This is a genomic window from Paraburkholderia sediminicola (genome assembly GCF_046026855.1).
In the GTDB taxonomy this organism is placed as follows: domain Bacteria; phylum Pseudomonadota; class Gammaproteobacteria; order Burkholderiales; family Burkholderiaceae; genus Paraburkholderia; species Paraburkholderia sediminicola_A.
Window position 1 is genome coordinate 97,968 of the sequence record NZ_JAQQET010000007.1, and the last position, 13,546, is coordinate 111,513.

The 13,546-nt window shown below is 62.4% G+C and carries 14 protein-coding genes; 8 read left to right on the top strand and 6 right to left on the bottom strand.

All coding sequences use genetic code 11. The annotated features are described in order from the left end of the window. Positions 1-76: 76 nt before the first annotated feature. Entirely contained in the window at positions 77-1,078 is a 1,002-nt protein-coding gene (locus PQR40_RS09915) for a LysR family transcriptional regulator (RefSeq protein ID WP_408508901.1), read from the bottom strand. Between the two features lie 147 nt (positions 1,079-1,225). Between PQR40_RS09915 and PQR40_RS09920 the strand changes: the two genes are divergently transcribed. The 5 genes from PQR40_RS09920 to PQR40_RS09940 all read left to right on the top strand — a co-directional run bounded on the left by PQR40_RS09920 (position 1,226) and on the right by PQR40_RS09940 (position 6,246). After that, complete coding sequence (locus tag PQR40_RS09920; protein WP_408508902.1) at positions 1,226-2,158, top strand: dihydrodipicolinate synthase family protein; 933 nt, start codon at positions 1,226-1,228, stop codon at positions 2,156-2,158. Between the two features lie 471 nt (positions 2,159-2,629). Continuing rightward, entirely contained in the window at positions 2,630-3,199 is a 570-nt protein-coding gene (locus PQR40_RS09925; RefSeq protein ID WP_408215486.1) for an RNA polymerase sigma factor, read from the top strand. Further along, entirely contained in the window at positions 3,199-3,981 is a 783-nt protein-coding gene (locus PQR40_RS09930; protein ID WP_408508903.1) for an anti-sigma factor, read from the top strand. The genes PQR40_RS09925 and PQR40_RS09930 overlap by 1 nt, the downstream gene beginning before the upstream one ends. Before the next feature lie 131 nt (positions 3,982-4,112). Then, positions 4,113-5,429 carry an NAD(P)/FAD-dependent oxidoreductase gene (locus tag PQR40_RS09935; RefSeq protein ID WP_408508904.1) on the top strand — a complete coding sequence of 439 codons (1,317 nt, stop codon included), beginning with the start codon at positions 4,113-4,115 and terminating at the stop codon, positions 5,427-5,429. 121 nt (positions 5,430-5,550) lie between these two features. Next, positions 5,551-6,246 carry a TetR/AcrR family transcriptional regulator gene (locus PQR40_RS09940; protein WP_408229642.1) on the top strand — a complete coding sequence of 232 codons (696 nt, stop codon included), beginning with the start codon at positions 5,551-5,553 and terminating at the stop codon, positions 6,244-6,246. Between the two features lie 84 nt (positions 6,247-6,330). On the opposite strand, the gene PQR40_RS09945 is transcribed toward PQR40_RS09940, so the two are convergent. The 3 genes from PQR40_RS09945 to aroQ all read right to left on the bottom strand — a co-directional run bounded on the left by PQR40_RS09945 (position 6,331) and on the right by aroQ (position 9,169). Beyond that, positions 6,331-7,701: an MFS transporter gene (locus tag PQR40_RS09945; RefSeq protein WP_408335198.1), complete on the bottom strand. Its 1,371-nt coding sequence runs from the start codon at positions 7,699-7,701 to the stop codon at positions 6,331-6,333. A 119-nt stretch (positions 7,702-7,820) separates the two neighbouring features. Continuing rightward, on the bottom strand, positions 7,821-8,717 hold the full coding sequence (locus tag PQR40_RS09950; protein ID WP_408508905.1) for a shikimate dehydrogenase: 897 nt from the start codon (positions 8,715-8,717) through the stop codon (positions 7,821-7,823). Next, positions 8,714-9,169, bottom strand: coding sequence for a type II 3-dehydroquinate dehydratase (gene aroQ / locus PQR40_RS09955; protein ID WP_408335195.1), 456 nt, complete (start codon positions 9,167-9,169; stop codon positions 8,714-8,716). Before aroQ ends, PQR40_RS09950 begins: the two co-directional genes overlap by 4 nt. Before the next feature lie 320 nt (positions 9,170-9,489). On the opposite strand from aroQ, the gene PQR40_RS09960 reads away from it, so the two are divergent. The 3 genes from PQR40_RS09960 to PQR40_RS09970 all read left to right on the top strand — a co-directional run bounded on the left by PQR40_RS09960 (position 9,490) and on the right by PQR40_RS09970 (position 12,331). Continuing rightward, entirely contained in the window at positions 9,490-11,373 is a 1,884-nt protein-coding gene (locus PQR40_RS09960) for a bifunctional sugar phosphate isomerase/epimerase/4-hydroxyphenylpyruvate dioxygenase family protein (protein ID WP_408508906.1), read from the top strand. A gap of 208 nt (positions 11,374-11,581) precedes the next feature. Next, positions 11,582-11,914 carry a hypothetical protein gene (locus PQR40_RS09965; RefSeq protein WP_408229629.1) on the top strand — a complete coding sequence of 111 codons (333 nt, stop codon included), beginning with the start codon at positions 11,582-11,584 and terminating at the stop codon, positions 11,912-11,914. A 156-nt stretch (positions 11,915-12,070) separates the two neighbouring features. Next, on the top strand, positions 12,071-12,331 hold the full coding sequence (locus tag PQR40_RS09970) for a hypothetical protein (RefSeq protein ID WP_408215466.1): 261 nt from the start codon (positions 12,071-12,073) through the stop codon (positions 12,329-12,331). A 19-nt stretch (positions 12,332-12,350) separates the two neighbouring features. Here the strand turns inward: PQR40_RS09970 and PQR40_RS09975 are convergent, their stop codons facing one another. Beyond that, positions 12,351-12,680, bottom strand: a complete 330-nt coding sequence (locus PQR40_RS09975) for a hypothetical protein (RefSeq protein WP_408229626.1) — start codon at positions 12,678-12,680, stop codon at positions 12,351-12,353. Between the two features lie 12 nt (positions 12,681-12,692). Further along, entirely contained in the window at positions 12,693-13,460 is a 768-nt protein-coding gene (locus PQR40_RS09980; protein WP_408229623.1) for an AraC family transcriptional regulator, read from the bottom strand. Between the last annotated feature and the right edge of the window lie 86 nt (positions 13,461-13,546).

Consider the following 13,546-nt stretch of genomic DNA (forward strand, 5'->3'; position numbering starts at 1 on the left):
CGCAATCGCAGGGCATGGCGGAGCGCCGATTGGCGTGAGATATTGGACGTCTTGAGCAAGTCGAAGAATCGCTGTTTCAGGCGGTTTTTCGCGTTTTTTGCGGTTTTTCCTTTTTCACCACCGGATTGCCCAGCGGCGCCACCGCCTGCCCCACCGCCCGCCCACGCAATAACTCGATAAATTGCTCAGCCGGCGGCGACAGCACGCCGCCTTTGCGCGTCACAACGCCGAAAGTCTGCGAAGGCGACTTCAGTTTGACCGGCACGAAGCGCAACATTTTCTGCCGCACGAACAACTCCGCGATCGCGGTTGGCAAGAGCGAAACCAGATCGGGACTGCTTTGCAGAAGCGCCACCGTCACGAAGGTGGAAGCGGTCGAGATTGGATTGTCCGGCATCTCGAGACCCGCCAGATCCATCTCCCGTTCAAGCAACGCGTGCAACGGCATATGCGACGGATACATCACCCAACGATGGCCGGCCAGGTCGCGCAGTTTCACTTCCTTCCTGGGCAACGGCGGATGGCCATAACCCACCACCACGGATAAGGGCTCGTCCCCCAGCGGACGATAGTGATATTTCGACGGATCGGCGGCAACCGCCGCACGCCCGATCACCAGATCGAGCCGGCCCTGGTCGAGTTGCAGCAGCATGCGCGCGCTCGTGTCTTCAACCACTTCAATCGACAAACCCGGCTGCCCGGCATGCAGATCGTTCAGCGCCGGCACGACGCATTCTGGAATCGCGCCCATGATCGCGCCGACCGCAAGACGCCCGCCGCGCCCCGAACGTATCTCGGCGACGTCCTGGCACAACGCGGTCAGGTCCGTCGCCACGAGCCGCGCGTAGCGGATCACGCAGTGGCCAAGCTGGTTCGGAATCATGCCGCTCTTCGAGCGTTCGAAGAGCGGTGCCTCGAACATCGACTCCAGCTCCTGTAGCGCCTTGCTGGCGGCCGATTGCGTCATCGACATCGCGCCGGCGGCCTTGTGCAGCGACGTGTGGTCGTCGAGTGCGATCAGCAATTGCAGCTGCTTCATGCGCAGTCTCGACAGCAGAACGTTCAGGGTGTCTTTCATGGATTGCAGGGCTGCTGCTGGGTGAGTCGCAAAAGCGATCACAAGATGGAAACAATTCAATATACCCGCCACGCACGCCGCCGTATAGTCAACGGCGGAGACATTCAAAAACCCACGCCTGACCACCTCGGTACAACGCACATCATCATGACCCAGACACCTAACCCTGCTGCATTGCGCGGCGTGTTCCCCGTCGCGCCGACCATCTTCGACGAGACCGGCCGTCTCGACCTGGAAGGCCAGAAACGCTGCATCGATTTCATGATCGACGCGGGTTCGAACGGTCTGTGCATTCTGGCGAACTTCTCGGAGCAATTCGCGCTGTCCGACGACGAGCGCAACACGCTGATGCACCTGGTACTCGAACACGTCGCCGGCCGCGTGCCGGTGATCGTCACGACCACGCATTTCAGCTCGCACCTGTGCGCTGAACGCAGCCGCAGCGCGCAAGCGGCGGGCGCCGCGATGGTGATGATCATGCCGCCGTATCACGGCGCGACGATCCGCATCGGCGAGCGCGGCATCTATGAGTTCTATCGCACGGTGTCCGATGCAATCGGGATTCCGATCATGATCCAGGACGCGCCGGTCAGCGGCACGGCGCTGTCGGCGCCGTTTCTCGCGCGTATGGCGCGTGAACTGCAGAACGTTTCGTACTTCAAGATCGAAGTGCCGCAAGCGGCGAACAAGCTGCGCGAACTGATCGAGCTGGGCGGCGATGCCGTGGTGGGTCCGTGGGATGGCGAAGAAGCGATCACGCTGATGGCCGATCTCGATGCGGGCGCAACCGGTTCGATGACCGGCGGCGGTTACGCGGACGGTATCCGGTTGATCGTCGACACCTATGCAGCGGGCGACACGGAAGCGGCCGCCGCGCATTATCAGCAGTGGCTACCGCTCATCAACTATGAAAACCGCCAGGGCGGCCTCGCGTCGTGCAAGGCTTTGATGAAAGAAGGCGGCGTGATTCGATCGGACGCGGTGCGCCATCCGTTGCCATCAATGCATGCGGCCACGCGAGCAGGCTTGCTGAAAGTCGCGCGGCGGCTCGATCCACTGGTGTTGCGCTGGGGCGGCTAAAGTCGACCCAACGCGGCCGGGAGCAACCGGCAACGCTCGAAAGAAAAGGCAAACAGGCCCAAACAGGCAGGCGAACCCATTCCGATCCGGGCCGCTGTCGAGCAATCGACAACGGCCCGAACCTCATCTGGAATGAGCCCGCCGCCCTTCACCGTCGAACACGCCCGCGCCGCATTATCCATCCCGCGTCGCGTGGCTCCGTTGCCCGCCACTCATCAGGCTTGTGCAACGGCCCTACGCCTCCCTGCACACGCACCCCGTGTTCAAGTCACCCGTTAATGCGTCTTTAATGCCGCGCCCGTCGCGACTTTTAACTCTGCTCTGCGAAGACACAACGCCAGGACGCGCCAAGGCCCCGCACCATATACGCAGCAACAAGCTCGATGGATGCAGCCCACGCGAGAAAAATCACATATAAGACCGGGAAGAAACTGAGTAACATAGGCCCGCAAGCCCACCACATCACTTTCCATGACCGCCAATCCTCGAGAACTGACGCCGGAAACCCTCGCCGGGTTGCTCGAACGCATTGCCAAAGAAGACGCCGCGGCCCTGCGCGAGCTATATGATCTCGCGGCCCCGAAACTGTTTGGCCTCGCGCTCCGTATATTGAGCAGGCACGAGTGGGCCGAAGAAGTATTGCAGGACAGCTTCGTCAATATCTGGCGCTTTGCCGGCGACTACCGCCGGGCACTGTCCGCCCCCATGACGTGGATGTCGGCGATCGTCCGGAACCGTGCTCTCGATCACCTGCGGCGGGTCAATCCACAGGAAACAGAATGGAGCGATGCGTTGGACGATCTTGTGGCAACCGGCGATCCGGATCCCGAAGCGCTGACCGCGGTCAGCCTGCAGGCACGTTTGCTGGCCGGCTGCATGCAGCAACTGGAACCGGCGCAGCGTCAGGCGGTTGCGCTCGCCTACCTGCGCGATCAAAGCCATAGCGAGATCGCCGAAGTTCTAACGGTGCCGCTCGGCACCATCAAATCCTGGATCCGGCGTGGCCTGGCCAAACTGAAAACCTGCCTGGGAGGCGAGTGATGAATCTCCATCGCTATCCTCAACTGGTCGATATGCTGGCCGCCGAGTATGTGCTCGGCACCCTGCGCGGGGGCGCCCGGCGCCGCTTCGAGCGCTACGCGGACCACGATACGGTCATTCGTCAGGCGGTCGAAGAATGGCAGCGGCGGATCTCGCCGTTGGCCGAACTCGCGGAGCCGCGCATGCCGCCGGCCGCCGTGTGGGATGCCATCGAGAGGCGTCTCGGCCTCACCGCAGCGCGTGAAGCGGCACGACCGCGCACCGTGGTCGAAAAGCCCGCGCGGCCGTCCCGCAGCATCTTCGAAAACCTCGCGTTCTGGCGTGGCTGGGCACTCGGCGTCACGGGACTGGCCGCGGTCGCCGTCGTGGTCGCGGTGCGCTCGCTGTTGCCGTCCGGGGTGACGCCTTTCACGGCGCCGACCGTCGCGCAGCAGCCGGAAACGGCCGTTTCGCATGTGGCCGTGCTGAACAATAAGGAAGCGCATCCGGTGATGCTGGTCGCCTGGGACGAAGCCCGCTCCACCATGACGCTGCATCCGCTCGGCAAGGTCGACTTGCCGGCGGGCCGGGCGATGGAGCTGTGGGGCATTCCGGCGAACGGTCATCCGGTCTCGCTCGGCATGTTGCCTGACAGCGCCAGCGGCAGGGTGACGGCCGGCGTGCAGAAGCCGGAGAGCTACGAGGCGCTGGCGGTCTCGATCGAAGCACCGGGCGGCTCGCCCGATCACAACGCGCCTAGCGGTCCGGTGGTGTTCAGCGGCAAGCTGCTGCCGGTGTCCTGAACCAGTTCGGTATCAGCGGGCAAGGCCGGCATGCGCTTTCTGCGGATGCCGGCCTTTGTTTATCCGCATCCCCGGCGCGGTCATCGCGCGATGGCTGGACGTGGGCGCGACATTCCCGTTACCCTGACTCCATGCAAAACTTTTACGAAGCCACCGTCACGCGCTCTGCCGGGCAACCGTCCGCTTACGCGCCGCTAACCGGCCGGCGGAGCGTCAACGTCTGCATCATTGGCGCAGGCCTCGCGGGTTTGTCCACGGCCTTGGGGCTCGCCGAACGCGGCGTCGCCGACGTAGCCGTGCTCGAGGCCGAGCAGGTCGGCTTCGGCGCCTCAGGCCGCAACGGCGGCTTCGTGTTCGGCGGCTATAGCCTCGATTGCGCGGATCTGCTGAAAACCCTCGGGCCGGCCCGCGCGCGCGAACTCTATACGCTGACAACCGACGCGGTCGATCTGATGCGTAAGCGTATCCAGCGCTACCGCATCGATTGTGACGTGACCGACGCCGGTGTGATCCTCGCCAACTGGTTCGACAAACCGGCAAGGCTCGACATGCAGCGGCGTCTGATGCGGGATTCATTCGGCGTCGAGTGGGAACCCATGGCAGCCGCGGAACTCGCCTCACAACTGAAGACGAGCCGTTATCACGGCGGCCTGTTCGAGCGCAACGCGTTCCACTTTCATCCGCTGAAATACGTGCTCGGTATCGCTAGCGCCGCGGCCAGCGCGGGCGTGCAGATTCACGAGAAGTCGCCCGTTGTGCGCCTGGAGCGCGACGGCGCCCGGCGCGATGGCGCCGGTTTCGTGGTGCATACGCCGCATGGCGCGCTCGAAGCACGACACGTTGTGATGGCCAGCGGCGGCTATGCGCGCAACGTCTATGCACGGGTCGAGCGCGCGGTCCTGCCGATCGCCACCTACGTGATGGCCACTGAACCGCTCGGCGCACGCCTGAAAGACGCGATGGACACCCGCGCCGCCGTCTACGACACCCGCTTCGCCTTCGACTATTACCGCCCGCTGCCCGACACACGCATCCTGTGGGGCGGCCGCATCTCGGTTCGCGACCGCGCTCCTGACGTCATCGCGCGGCTGCTACGGCGTGATCTGCTGAAGGTGTATCCGCAGCTACACGACGTGCGTATCGAACACGCCTGGGGCGGCCTGATGAGCTACGCGCGGCACAAGATGCCGCAAATTGGTTGCAGCGCGGACGGCGTCTGGTACGCAGTCGGCTTCGGCGGCCACGGCATGGCGCCCACCACTGTCTCGGGCGAATTGCTGGCAGCGGCCATCTCCGGCGAACGGCCGGTGCCCGACGCTTTCGCGGCCTTCGGCCTGACGCCCACCTACGGCGCGCTCGGTCTCGCGGCCGCGCAACTCACCTACACCGCCATGCAGACGCGCGACGCCCTCGCCGCCCGGCACCCCTCGACCCGGTCGACACCTTGACTCCCTTCGCCGTGATGCTATTCAATACGCCGCGCGATACGGCGCTGCTTATGCCCGGGACCCGCTCCAGAGGCCGGTTTTACCATGCTAGAATGCGCCGTCACTGCCGCTCGAATACACAATGAAAAAGGGAAGCAAGGCCGCCGAGCCTGATACCAACGGCATCGCGTCCAACGCTCCGCGCACCGACGCCCGACGCAAGTACGATCCCGAACAGACGAAGCGCAACATTCTCGACGTCGCGACGCAGGAGTTCTCCGCGATGGGACTGACCGGTGCGCGCGTCGACGCGATCGCAGAGCGCACGAACACCACCAAGCGCATGCTGTACTACTACTTCGGCAGCAAAGAGGGGTTGTACCAGGCCGTGCTGGAAAAAGTGTACGGCGACATTCGCGCGCTCGAACAGGATCTGCACGTCAGCGAACTCGATCCGATCGAGGGCATGCGCGCGCTGGTCGAGTTCACGTTCGATTATCACGACCGTCAGCGCGACTTCGTACGCCTCGTGACGATCGAGAACATTCACGGCGCGAAATACGTCGAGCAGGTGAAGACCTTCAAAGGCCGCAACGTCACCGTCATTCATACGATCGAAGATCTGCTCTCGCGCGGCATCGCGGCGGGACTGTTCCGCAGCGATATCGATGCGATCGATCTGCATCTGATGATCAGCTCGCTGTGCTTTCACCGCATCGGCAATCGCCATACCTTTGGTACGGCGTTCGGCCGCGATCCGTCGCACCCGCGCCTGCGCGCGCGTCATCGCGCGATGATCGTCGACGCCGTACTGCGTTTCGTACGCAAGGAAGACTGAAGCAAGGCGGATACGAAAAAGCGGAACCTGGCTAAGACCAGGTTCCGCTTTTTTTGCTCAAGCTATTCGATCAAGCCGTGCGGCTCAATCCACCAGCACGATCCGCTTGATATCGCCGACGATAAAAATGTACGACAGCGCGCCGATCAACGCGACCGCGCCGATAAACACCAGCGCACCGACAAACGAGCCGGTTGCCGCGACGATGAAACCCACCACCAGCGGCGTCACAATGCCGGCCAGATTGGCGGCAAAGTTGAAGATACCGCCGGTCACGCCAAGCAGGCCTTCGGGCGCAATATCCGACACCAGCGTCCAGCCCAGCGCCGCCATCCCCTGCGCGAAAAACGCCACCGACAGAATCGCGATCACCACTACGTTGCTCTCGACATAGTTGGCGAGAATGATTGTCGACGCGAGCAGCAGGCCGGCGATGATCGGCAGCTTGCGCGCTACATTCGGCGATTTGCCACGACGCAGCAGCCAGTCGGAGAAGAGGCCGCCGAACATCACACCGATCGACGCGGCAATGAACGGCATGATCGCGAAGAAACCGATCTTCAGCCATGCCATATGGCGTTCGGTGGCGAGATAGGTGGGGAACCAGGTGAGGAAGAACACCAGCGTCGAGTTACCGGCGAACTGGCCGAGGCAGATGCCCGTGAGCTGACGATGCTTGAGCAGGCGTCCAATGGTGCGCCATTCGAAACCGCTCTTTGCCGCTGCAGCCGGTGCGCCGGAAAGGTCGGCGTCTTTCTTCCGCTGTGTCAGACCGCCGCCTGCTTCGATATAGTCGAGCTCCGCCTGATTGACGGACGGATGATCGTGCGGCTCACGATAGAACGTCCACCAGATCACACCAAACACGAGGCCCACGCCGCCCACCACGTAGAACAGCGAGCGCCAGCCGAACGCGCCCATCAACATGAACAGAAACGGGCTAAAAAACGCGAGACCGATATATTCGCCGACCGTGTACGTGCCGGTCGCCATCGCGCGTTCGCTCTGCGGAAACCATGTGGCCACCACGCGGCTATTGGTCGGAAAGCACGGCGCTTCCGACACGCCGAGGCCGAGCCGGAACACGAACAACGCGCCGATGCCATGCACGAGTCCTTGCGCCAGCGTGCACAGCGACCAGAACGTCATCGACAGGAAATACGTGAGCTTGCTGCCAAAGCGATCGAGAAAGAGACCGCCCGGAATCTGCGAGGCTACATAGCTCCACGAGAACACAGAGAACAGCAGCCCCATCAACGCGGCGTTGATACCGAGTTCCCGGGTCAACTGCGGCGCCGCGATGCCGAGCACCGTGCGGTCCAGATAGTTGATCATCGTGCCGACGGCCAGTAGCCCGAGGATCTGATAGCGGGCTTTCGAACGGCGCCCGGTGCTCGCCGCGGCATTTGTTTGACGCGTCGCGTCGGCGGGCGTGGATTGAATGGGTTGTGGCATGTCGTCTCTGTCTCCTCGGTCTGGTTTGTGTACCGGTTGTGTGCGGTTCGCGTGCTACCGGCTTAGCGTCCCCTAATCCCCCGATCCCCCAAAGGGGGCTTCCTTCGGGACGGGGGACTTCACTCGGGGCGTTGCAACAAGGCCTGGAAGTGTGTGTAAACGCGCTCGGCGTCAGGCTCGAGACCCGTGAAGATGCGCATCGCGTCGACCGCCTGATACACCGCCATGCCGCCGCCGCTTAATGTGCGGCAGCCGAGTGCTTCGGCGGCCTGCAGCAACGCGGTGCGGATCGGGAAATAGACGATGTCCGATACCCACAAACCGCGGTGCAGCAATTCGACCGGCAACGGCAAGCCCGGCAATTTCGCCATACCGGTGGGCGTCGCGTGAATCAGGCCGTTAGCAACGGCCAGCGATTCGGCCAGCGAGTTGCCGGCGCTGACGGTCGATGCAGGGAAACGCTCCTGCAATTCCGCGGCCAGCGATGTGGCGCGCACGGCGTCCACGTCGAATAGCGTGAGCGTTTGTGTGCCCATCGTCAGCGCGGCATGCGCGACCGCCGCGCCAGCGCCGCCGGCGCCCAGTTGCACGACGCGCTCCAGCGAAACGTCCGGCAAGCCGCGTTGAAACGCGCGGGCGAAACCGGACCAATCCGTGTTGTGGCCGATACGTTTGCCGTCCTTGAACAGAACCGTGTTGACCGCGCCGAGTGCGCGCGCGTCGTCGGAGAGTTCGTCGAGCAACGGAATGACCGCCTGCTTGCATGGATACGTGATGTTCAGTCCGTTGTAGCCCATGCGTTCCGCGGCGATGAGTAAATCGGGGAGCGCCGTGATGTCGAGCTTCAACGTGTCCAGATCGATGCGCCGATACACATAGTGCAGGCCGAGCTCGCTGCCCTCTTCCTCGTGCATCGCGGGGCTGAGCGATCCTCCGATGCCCGAACCGATCAGACCGACGAGAAATGATTTGGCACTCGTTTGTGTGTTCGTTTGTGTGTTCGCTGGAATGTTCATTTAGCCACCCTATTCTTAAGGATGGTCGCCATCCGCTCCAGAGCGAGCACATAGCCTTGCGTACCACAACCGACGATGATCGCCTCGGCCACAGGCGACACATACGAGTGATGCCGGAACGCTTCGCGGCGATGCACATTCGAAATATGCACTTCGATGACGGGCTTTTCGATCGCGGTGAGCGCGTCGGCAATCGCCACCGAGGTATGCGTATAAGCCGCCGGATTGATCACGATGCCGTCGACCTTGTCCCGCGCCGCATGCAGCCAGTCGATGATTTGATGCTCGGCGTTCGATTGGCAGAAACCGACCGACAGACCGAGCCGTTCACCCGCATCGCTGCAAAGTTTCGCGACGTCGTCGAGCGTTTCCGAGCCATAGATAGCGGGCTCACGCGTGCCTAGCAGGTTGAGATTCGGTCCATTGAGGACCAGCACTGATGCAAAACTCATGACGACCACTCCTGCAAAAATGAGGCATAAAGCGGGCCACAGCATGCGCCGTGGCTCTACAACGTGATTGCAGTGTGCGCGCATTGAATGCAATCGTCATTCGGGGTTTATACGAATTTGTACCATCTAGTTAGTTTGTATAGAATGTCGAAAAACTCGATTAGTGTGGGTATTTTCGGCCTGTGCGTTTGTCATTGCAGGTAACCAGATAGACCATTTTTCGCATTGCAGCATGACGAACTGCAGAGCATGCGGACGTGGCACAGCGGCCACTTCACGCAGTTCCAACAGCCGTTTCATTGTTTTCGCAGGAGCCGTTCATGCAACGTTCGATTGCCACCGTGTCGATCAGCGGGACCCTCGTCGAGAAGCTGACCGCAATCCAGGCGGCGGGCTTTGAAGGCGTCGAAATCTTCGAGAACGACCTGCTGTATTTCGACGGCTCGCCCGCCGACGTGCGGCGCATCGCCGAGGATCTCGGTCTGAAGATCATGCTGTTCCAGCCATTCCGCGATTTCGACGGGGTGAGCCCCGAGCGCCTCGAACGCAATCTGGATCGGGCGAAGCGCAAGTTCGACGTGATGCACAAACTGGGAACGGACCGGATTCTGGTGTGCAGCAACGTCTCGCCCGACACCATCGGCGACGATTCGCTCATGACCGACCAGTTGGGTGCGCTGGCCCGCGCAGCCGAAGCGGCCGGCGTGATCGCCGGCTATGAGGCGCTCGCGTGGGGCAAGCACGTGAAGACCTACCGCCATGCGTGGAAACTCGTCAACGCAGTGAATCATCCGAATCTCGGGCTCGTGCTCGATAGCTTTCACACGCTGTCGCTGAACGATACGGTGGACGCGATCGCCGAGATTCCGGGCGAGCGCATCGCCTTCGTGCAGATCGCCGATGCGCCGAAACTCGCCATGGACGTGCTCGAATGGAGCCGCCACTACCGCTGCTTCCCGGGTCAGGGGGATTTCGATCTGGCAGGCTTCACTGCGCAGATTGTGAAAACCGGCTACGCAGGGCCGCTTTCGCTTGAAATTTTCAACGACGGTTTTCGCGCGGCACCGACCACCATCACCGCGGCGGACGGTCATCGCTCGCTGCTGTTCCTCGAAGAACAGACTCGCGCACTGCTTGAATCCACCCAGCAGCCGGTCGGCGAGCTCTATCAATCGCCCGCTGCGCCCGCGCACGTTGGCTACCAGTTTCTCGAGTTCGCGGTCGACCACACCACCCGCGCGCAACTGGTCGACTGGCTCGGCAAGCTGCGCTTTCGCCAGGCCGGCCAGCATCGTTCGAAAGATGTGACGCTGTTTCAGCATGGCGCGGCGTCGATCGTGCTGAATGCCGAACCGGATTCATTCGCCAACGCCTTCTTCCAGCAGCATGGTCTGTCGCTATGCGCGTCGGCGTTTCGCGTGGACGACGCCAATCAGGCATTCGAGCGCGCCGCCGGGTTCGGCTATGCGCCGTTCTCCGGCCAGATCGGCCCGAACGAACGCGTGCTGCCGGCCGTGCAGGCACCCGACGGCAGCCTGAACTATTTCGTCGACGAGACGCCCGACCAGCCCACCCTGTTCGAAGCCGATTTCCTGCTCACCGACATCAACGGTCCGACCGAAGTCGGGCCGCTCACGCGCATCGATCACGTTTGCCTCTCGGTGCCGGCGCCTTCGCTGGATACATGGGTTCTGTTTCTGCGGACCGCGTTCGGCTTCCAGGCCGAGCCGGGCGTGCTGGTGCCCGACCCGTACGGGCTGGTGCGCAGCCGGGCGCTGCGCAGTCGTGACGGCTCGGTACGCATCGTGCTGAACGCGTCGGTGGATCATCACACGGCAGTGGCTGAATCCTTGCACACCTACCACGGCTCGGGCCTGAACCACGTCGCGTTCAGCACTGGCGACATCTTTAGCGCGATTCCCGAATTCGTCGCCGACGGTTTGCCGGTGCTGCGCATCCCGCGCAATTACTATGACGACCTCGCCGCCCGCTATGCGCTGCCGGACCAGACGCTCGAGGCGCTGCGCGCATACAACATCCTGTACGACCGGGACGAACGCGGCGGCGAGTTCTTCCACGCTTACACCGAACAACTGGATCAGCGCTTTTTTATGGAGATTGTGGAACGACGCGGCGGCTACGACGGCTATGGCGCGGCCAATGCGGCTGTGCGGCTCGCTGCGCAGGCCCAGCGCCGCAAATAGGCGATCGGCCGGCAATGAGGGGGGATCGCGGTGGGCGGTGGGCGGTGGGCGAATCCAGTCGAATCGGGCACGGCCCATGCGTCATCGGCTCAAGCGGGTGCGCCGCACCGATATAATGGCGGTTGATCCGCGCTCCGGTGCCGCGTGGCACTCTGCCTCATGCGAGCGCCGCGCGCACCCGTCGGCCGAATGAAACGCCAGGAGAGATATGAAGAAGTTTGCCGTAGTCCTGTCAGTTCCCCTGCTTCTCAGCGCTTGCGCGTACTTCCAGAAGAATCCCGATGCCGGTGAGCCGGTCACGGACACCACCACGCAGCGCTCGGTCAACGATGTGGTCGCCTGCCTGACTCAAGTGGCGACCAGCCACAACGCGGCGTTCAAATCCACGGCAATCCCGCAAGGCCAGATGCTCGACTTCGGCGATTCGAATATCGTCAAGGTGCGCGGCGACAACGGCGCAACGACTTACCGCTTCTACGCGGGCAAGCGCCACGTGGGCAATCTGTGGATTGAATCGGCCAGCAAAACCTGCGCGCCATGAGGTAAGCAAGGGTAACAATCGGCCAGATGTAACGGTCGGTAACGTGTTCCGGCGCAATCATAGTGTCACGGTGTTACATCACAATGGTGTCTTAAGAATCGTTTAAGACTTCATCCGCATGATCCATCCGACACTATCCCGCACAAGGTGCGCTCCATGAACCAGCCCGATCACAACACGAACGACACGCCCGCACCGGCGAAGCGGCCCACGATTCTGCGCCGCCTGCTGAGCCACCATGAACTGGCGACGTTGCTGCTGTTACTGCACGCGCCGATCGACGCGTCCGCGAAACCCGAGATTCCCCAGCTTCACGAAGCCGGCTTGATCGAAACGGTCTCCGGCGATGCAGGCGCCTCGCATATCCGTCTGACGTCTGAAGGCAATGCAGTGCTGCGTGGCCTTGGCGTGAAATAAGGCACGTTTTACATTTTAGTTACGCCTGCCACACGCCGTACCCCGCTTCGCGTAGTCCAATCGCCAATTCCACTTCCATATCCTGTGCGCCGCGGTAAGGCATTGGATTGAACACTTCATACAACTCGGGCACGAGACGCAGGCCGTAATCGCGTACATAGCGATTTGCCTGAATGCCGGCTTTGTGCCGGTCGAATCGCTGATCCGGGTCCAGCCCCGTCATTCCCACGTACACGCAAGGCTTGTCGAACAGGTAATCCGGATTCGCGCGGCGAAAGCGTGCCTCGTTCCAGACGGTGTCGTCCAGCGCGACGACGTAGACGTAGTAATGATGCTTGCGACGAGCCATGTGGGCGGCGGCTCAGCTTCGCGAGGTTCCGTGCAGCAGCATCCGGTACTCGGTCGGCGTGACGCCGACGGTCGCCTTGAATTGGCGCGTAAAGGCGCTGTGGTCCGTGTAGCCGCAGAGTGCGGCGACGTCGGTGACCTTGTCGTGCGAAACCAGCAGCGCGGTGGCGGCGTCCAGTCGCGTTTTCAGCAACACCTGGCGCGGTGTCAAATGAAACACTTTGTGAAAATAGCGCTCCAGTTGCGCCACCGACATATCCGCCATCGCAGCAAGCTGTTTCAGATTGAGCGGCTGCACGTAGTTTTCCTGGATGGACTGCACTACCGCGGCCAACCGGCTGTAAGCGGGATGACTGCTTTCGTCCGCTTTCAGGTCGCGGGAGATGCCCGCGAGACCGACCACCTTGCCCGCCGGATCGCGCAACGGCTGCTTGCAGGTCAGGCACCAACCCGGCTGGCGGCCGGGATACAGGTGCAGCTCCAGCTGATCGATCATCTGGCTGCCGACGTTGATGATCGCTTCGTCCTGTGCGGTATAGATGCGGCCGAATCGGCGCGGGAAGACGTCCTCGGCGGTCTTGCCGAGTAACGCGGTCTTTTCCTTGAAGCCGCAGCGCGAAGCCAGCGTGCGATTGACCAGCGCATAGCGGGCGTGCACGTCCTTGACGAAGAACACGACGTCCGGCATCGCGTCGAACACGGGCTCGAGCAGCGTGAAATGCGACAGCATGCTGGATAGCGTTGCGTCGTCCGGTTCGAGCGGATGAGCCAGCGTGTTCATCGTGCGGGTTCCGTGGTCGGGGCGGTTGCGGTCGATTATAGGGCCGAGTAGCCGCCGACAGTATCCACCAGGCGTATCGATACCGG

What these genes read in the sequence shown, in the direction of transcription:
- PQR40_RS09915 (WP_408508901.1), bottom strand. Translation starts at nt 1,078, where the DNA reads ATGAAAGACACCCTGAACGTTCTGCTGTCGAGACTGCGCATGAAGCAG.
- PQR40_RS09970 (WP_408215466.1), top strand. Translation starts at nt 12,071, where the DNA reads ATGAACCAGCCCGATCACAACACGAACGACACGCCCGCACCGGCGAAG.
- PQR40_RS09975 (WP_408229626.1), bottom strand. Translation starts at nt 12,680, where the DNA reads ATGGCTCGTCGCAAGCATCATTACTACGTCTACGTCGTCGCGCTGGAC.
- PQR40_RS09920 (WP_408508902.1), top strand. Translation starts at nt 1,226, where the DNA reads ATGACCCAGACACCTAACCCTGCTGCATTGCGCGGCGTGTTCCCCGTC.
- PQR40_RS09930 (WP_408508903.1), top strand. Translation starts at nt 3,199, where the DNA reads ATGAATCTCCATCGCTATCCTCAACTGGTCGATATGCTGGCCGCCGAG.
- PQR40_RS09940 (WP_408229642.1), top strand. Translation starts at nt 5,551, where the DNA reads ATGAAAAAGGGAAGCAAGGCCGCCGAGCCTGATACCAACGGCATCGCG.
- PQR40_RS09950 (WP_408508905.1), bottom strand. Translation starts at nt 8,717, where the DNA reads ATGAACATTCCAGCGAACACACAAACGAACACACAAACGAGTGCCAAA.
- PQR40_RS09960 (WP_408508906.1), top strand. Translation starts at nt 9,490, where the DNA reads ATGCAACGTTCGATTGCCACCGTGTCGATCAGCGGGACCCTCGTCGAG.
- PQR40_RS09965 (WP_408229629.1), top strand. Translation starts at nt 11,582, where the DNA reads ATGAAGAAGTTTGCCGTAGTCCTGTCAGTTCCCCTGCTTCTCAGCGCT.
- PQR40_RS09945 (WP_408335198.1), bottom strand. Translation starts at nt 7,701, where the DNA reads ATGCCACAACCCATTCAATCCACGCCCGCCGACGCGACGCGTCAAACA.
- PQR40_RS09980 (WP_408229623.1), bottom strand. Translation starts at nt 13,460, where the DNA reads ATGAACACGCTGGCTCATCCGCTCGAACCGGACGACGCAACGCTATCC.
- PQR40_RS09925 (WP_408215486.1), top strand. Translation starts at nt 2,630, where the DNA reads ATGACCGCCAATCCTCGAGAACTGACGCCGGAAACCCTCGCCGGGTTG.
- PQR40_RS09935 (WP_408508904.1), top strand. Translation starts at nt 4,113, where the DNA reads ATGCAAAACTTTTACGAAGCCACCGTCACGCGCTCTGCCGGGCAACCG.
- aroQ (WP_408335195.1), bottom strand. Translation starts at nt 9,169, where the DNA reads ATGAGTTTTGCATCAGTGCTGGTCCTCAATGGACCGAATCTCAACCTG.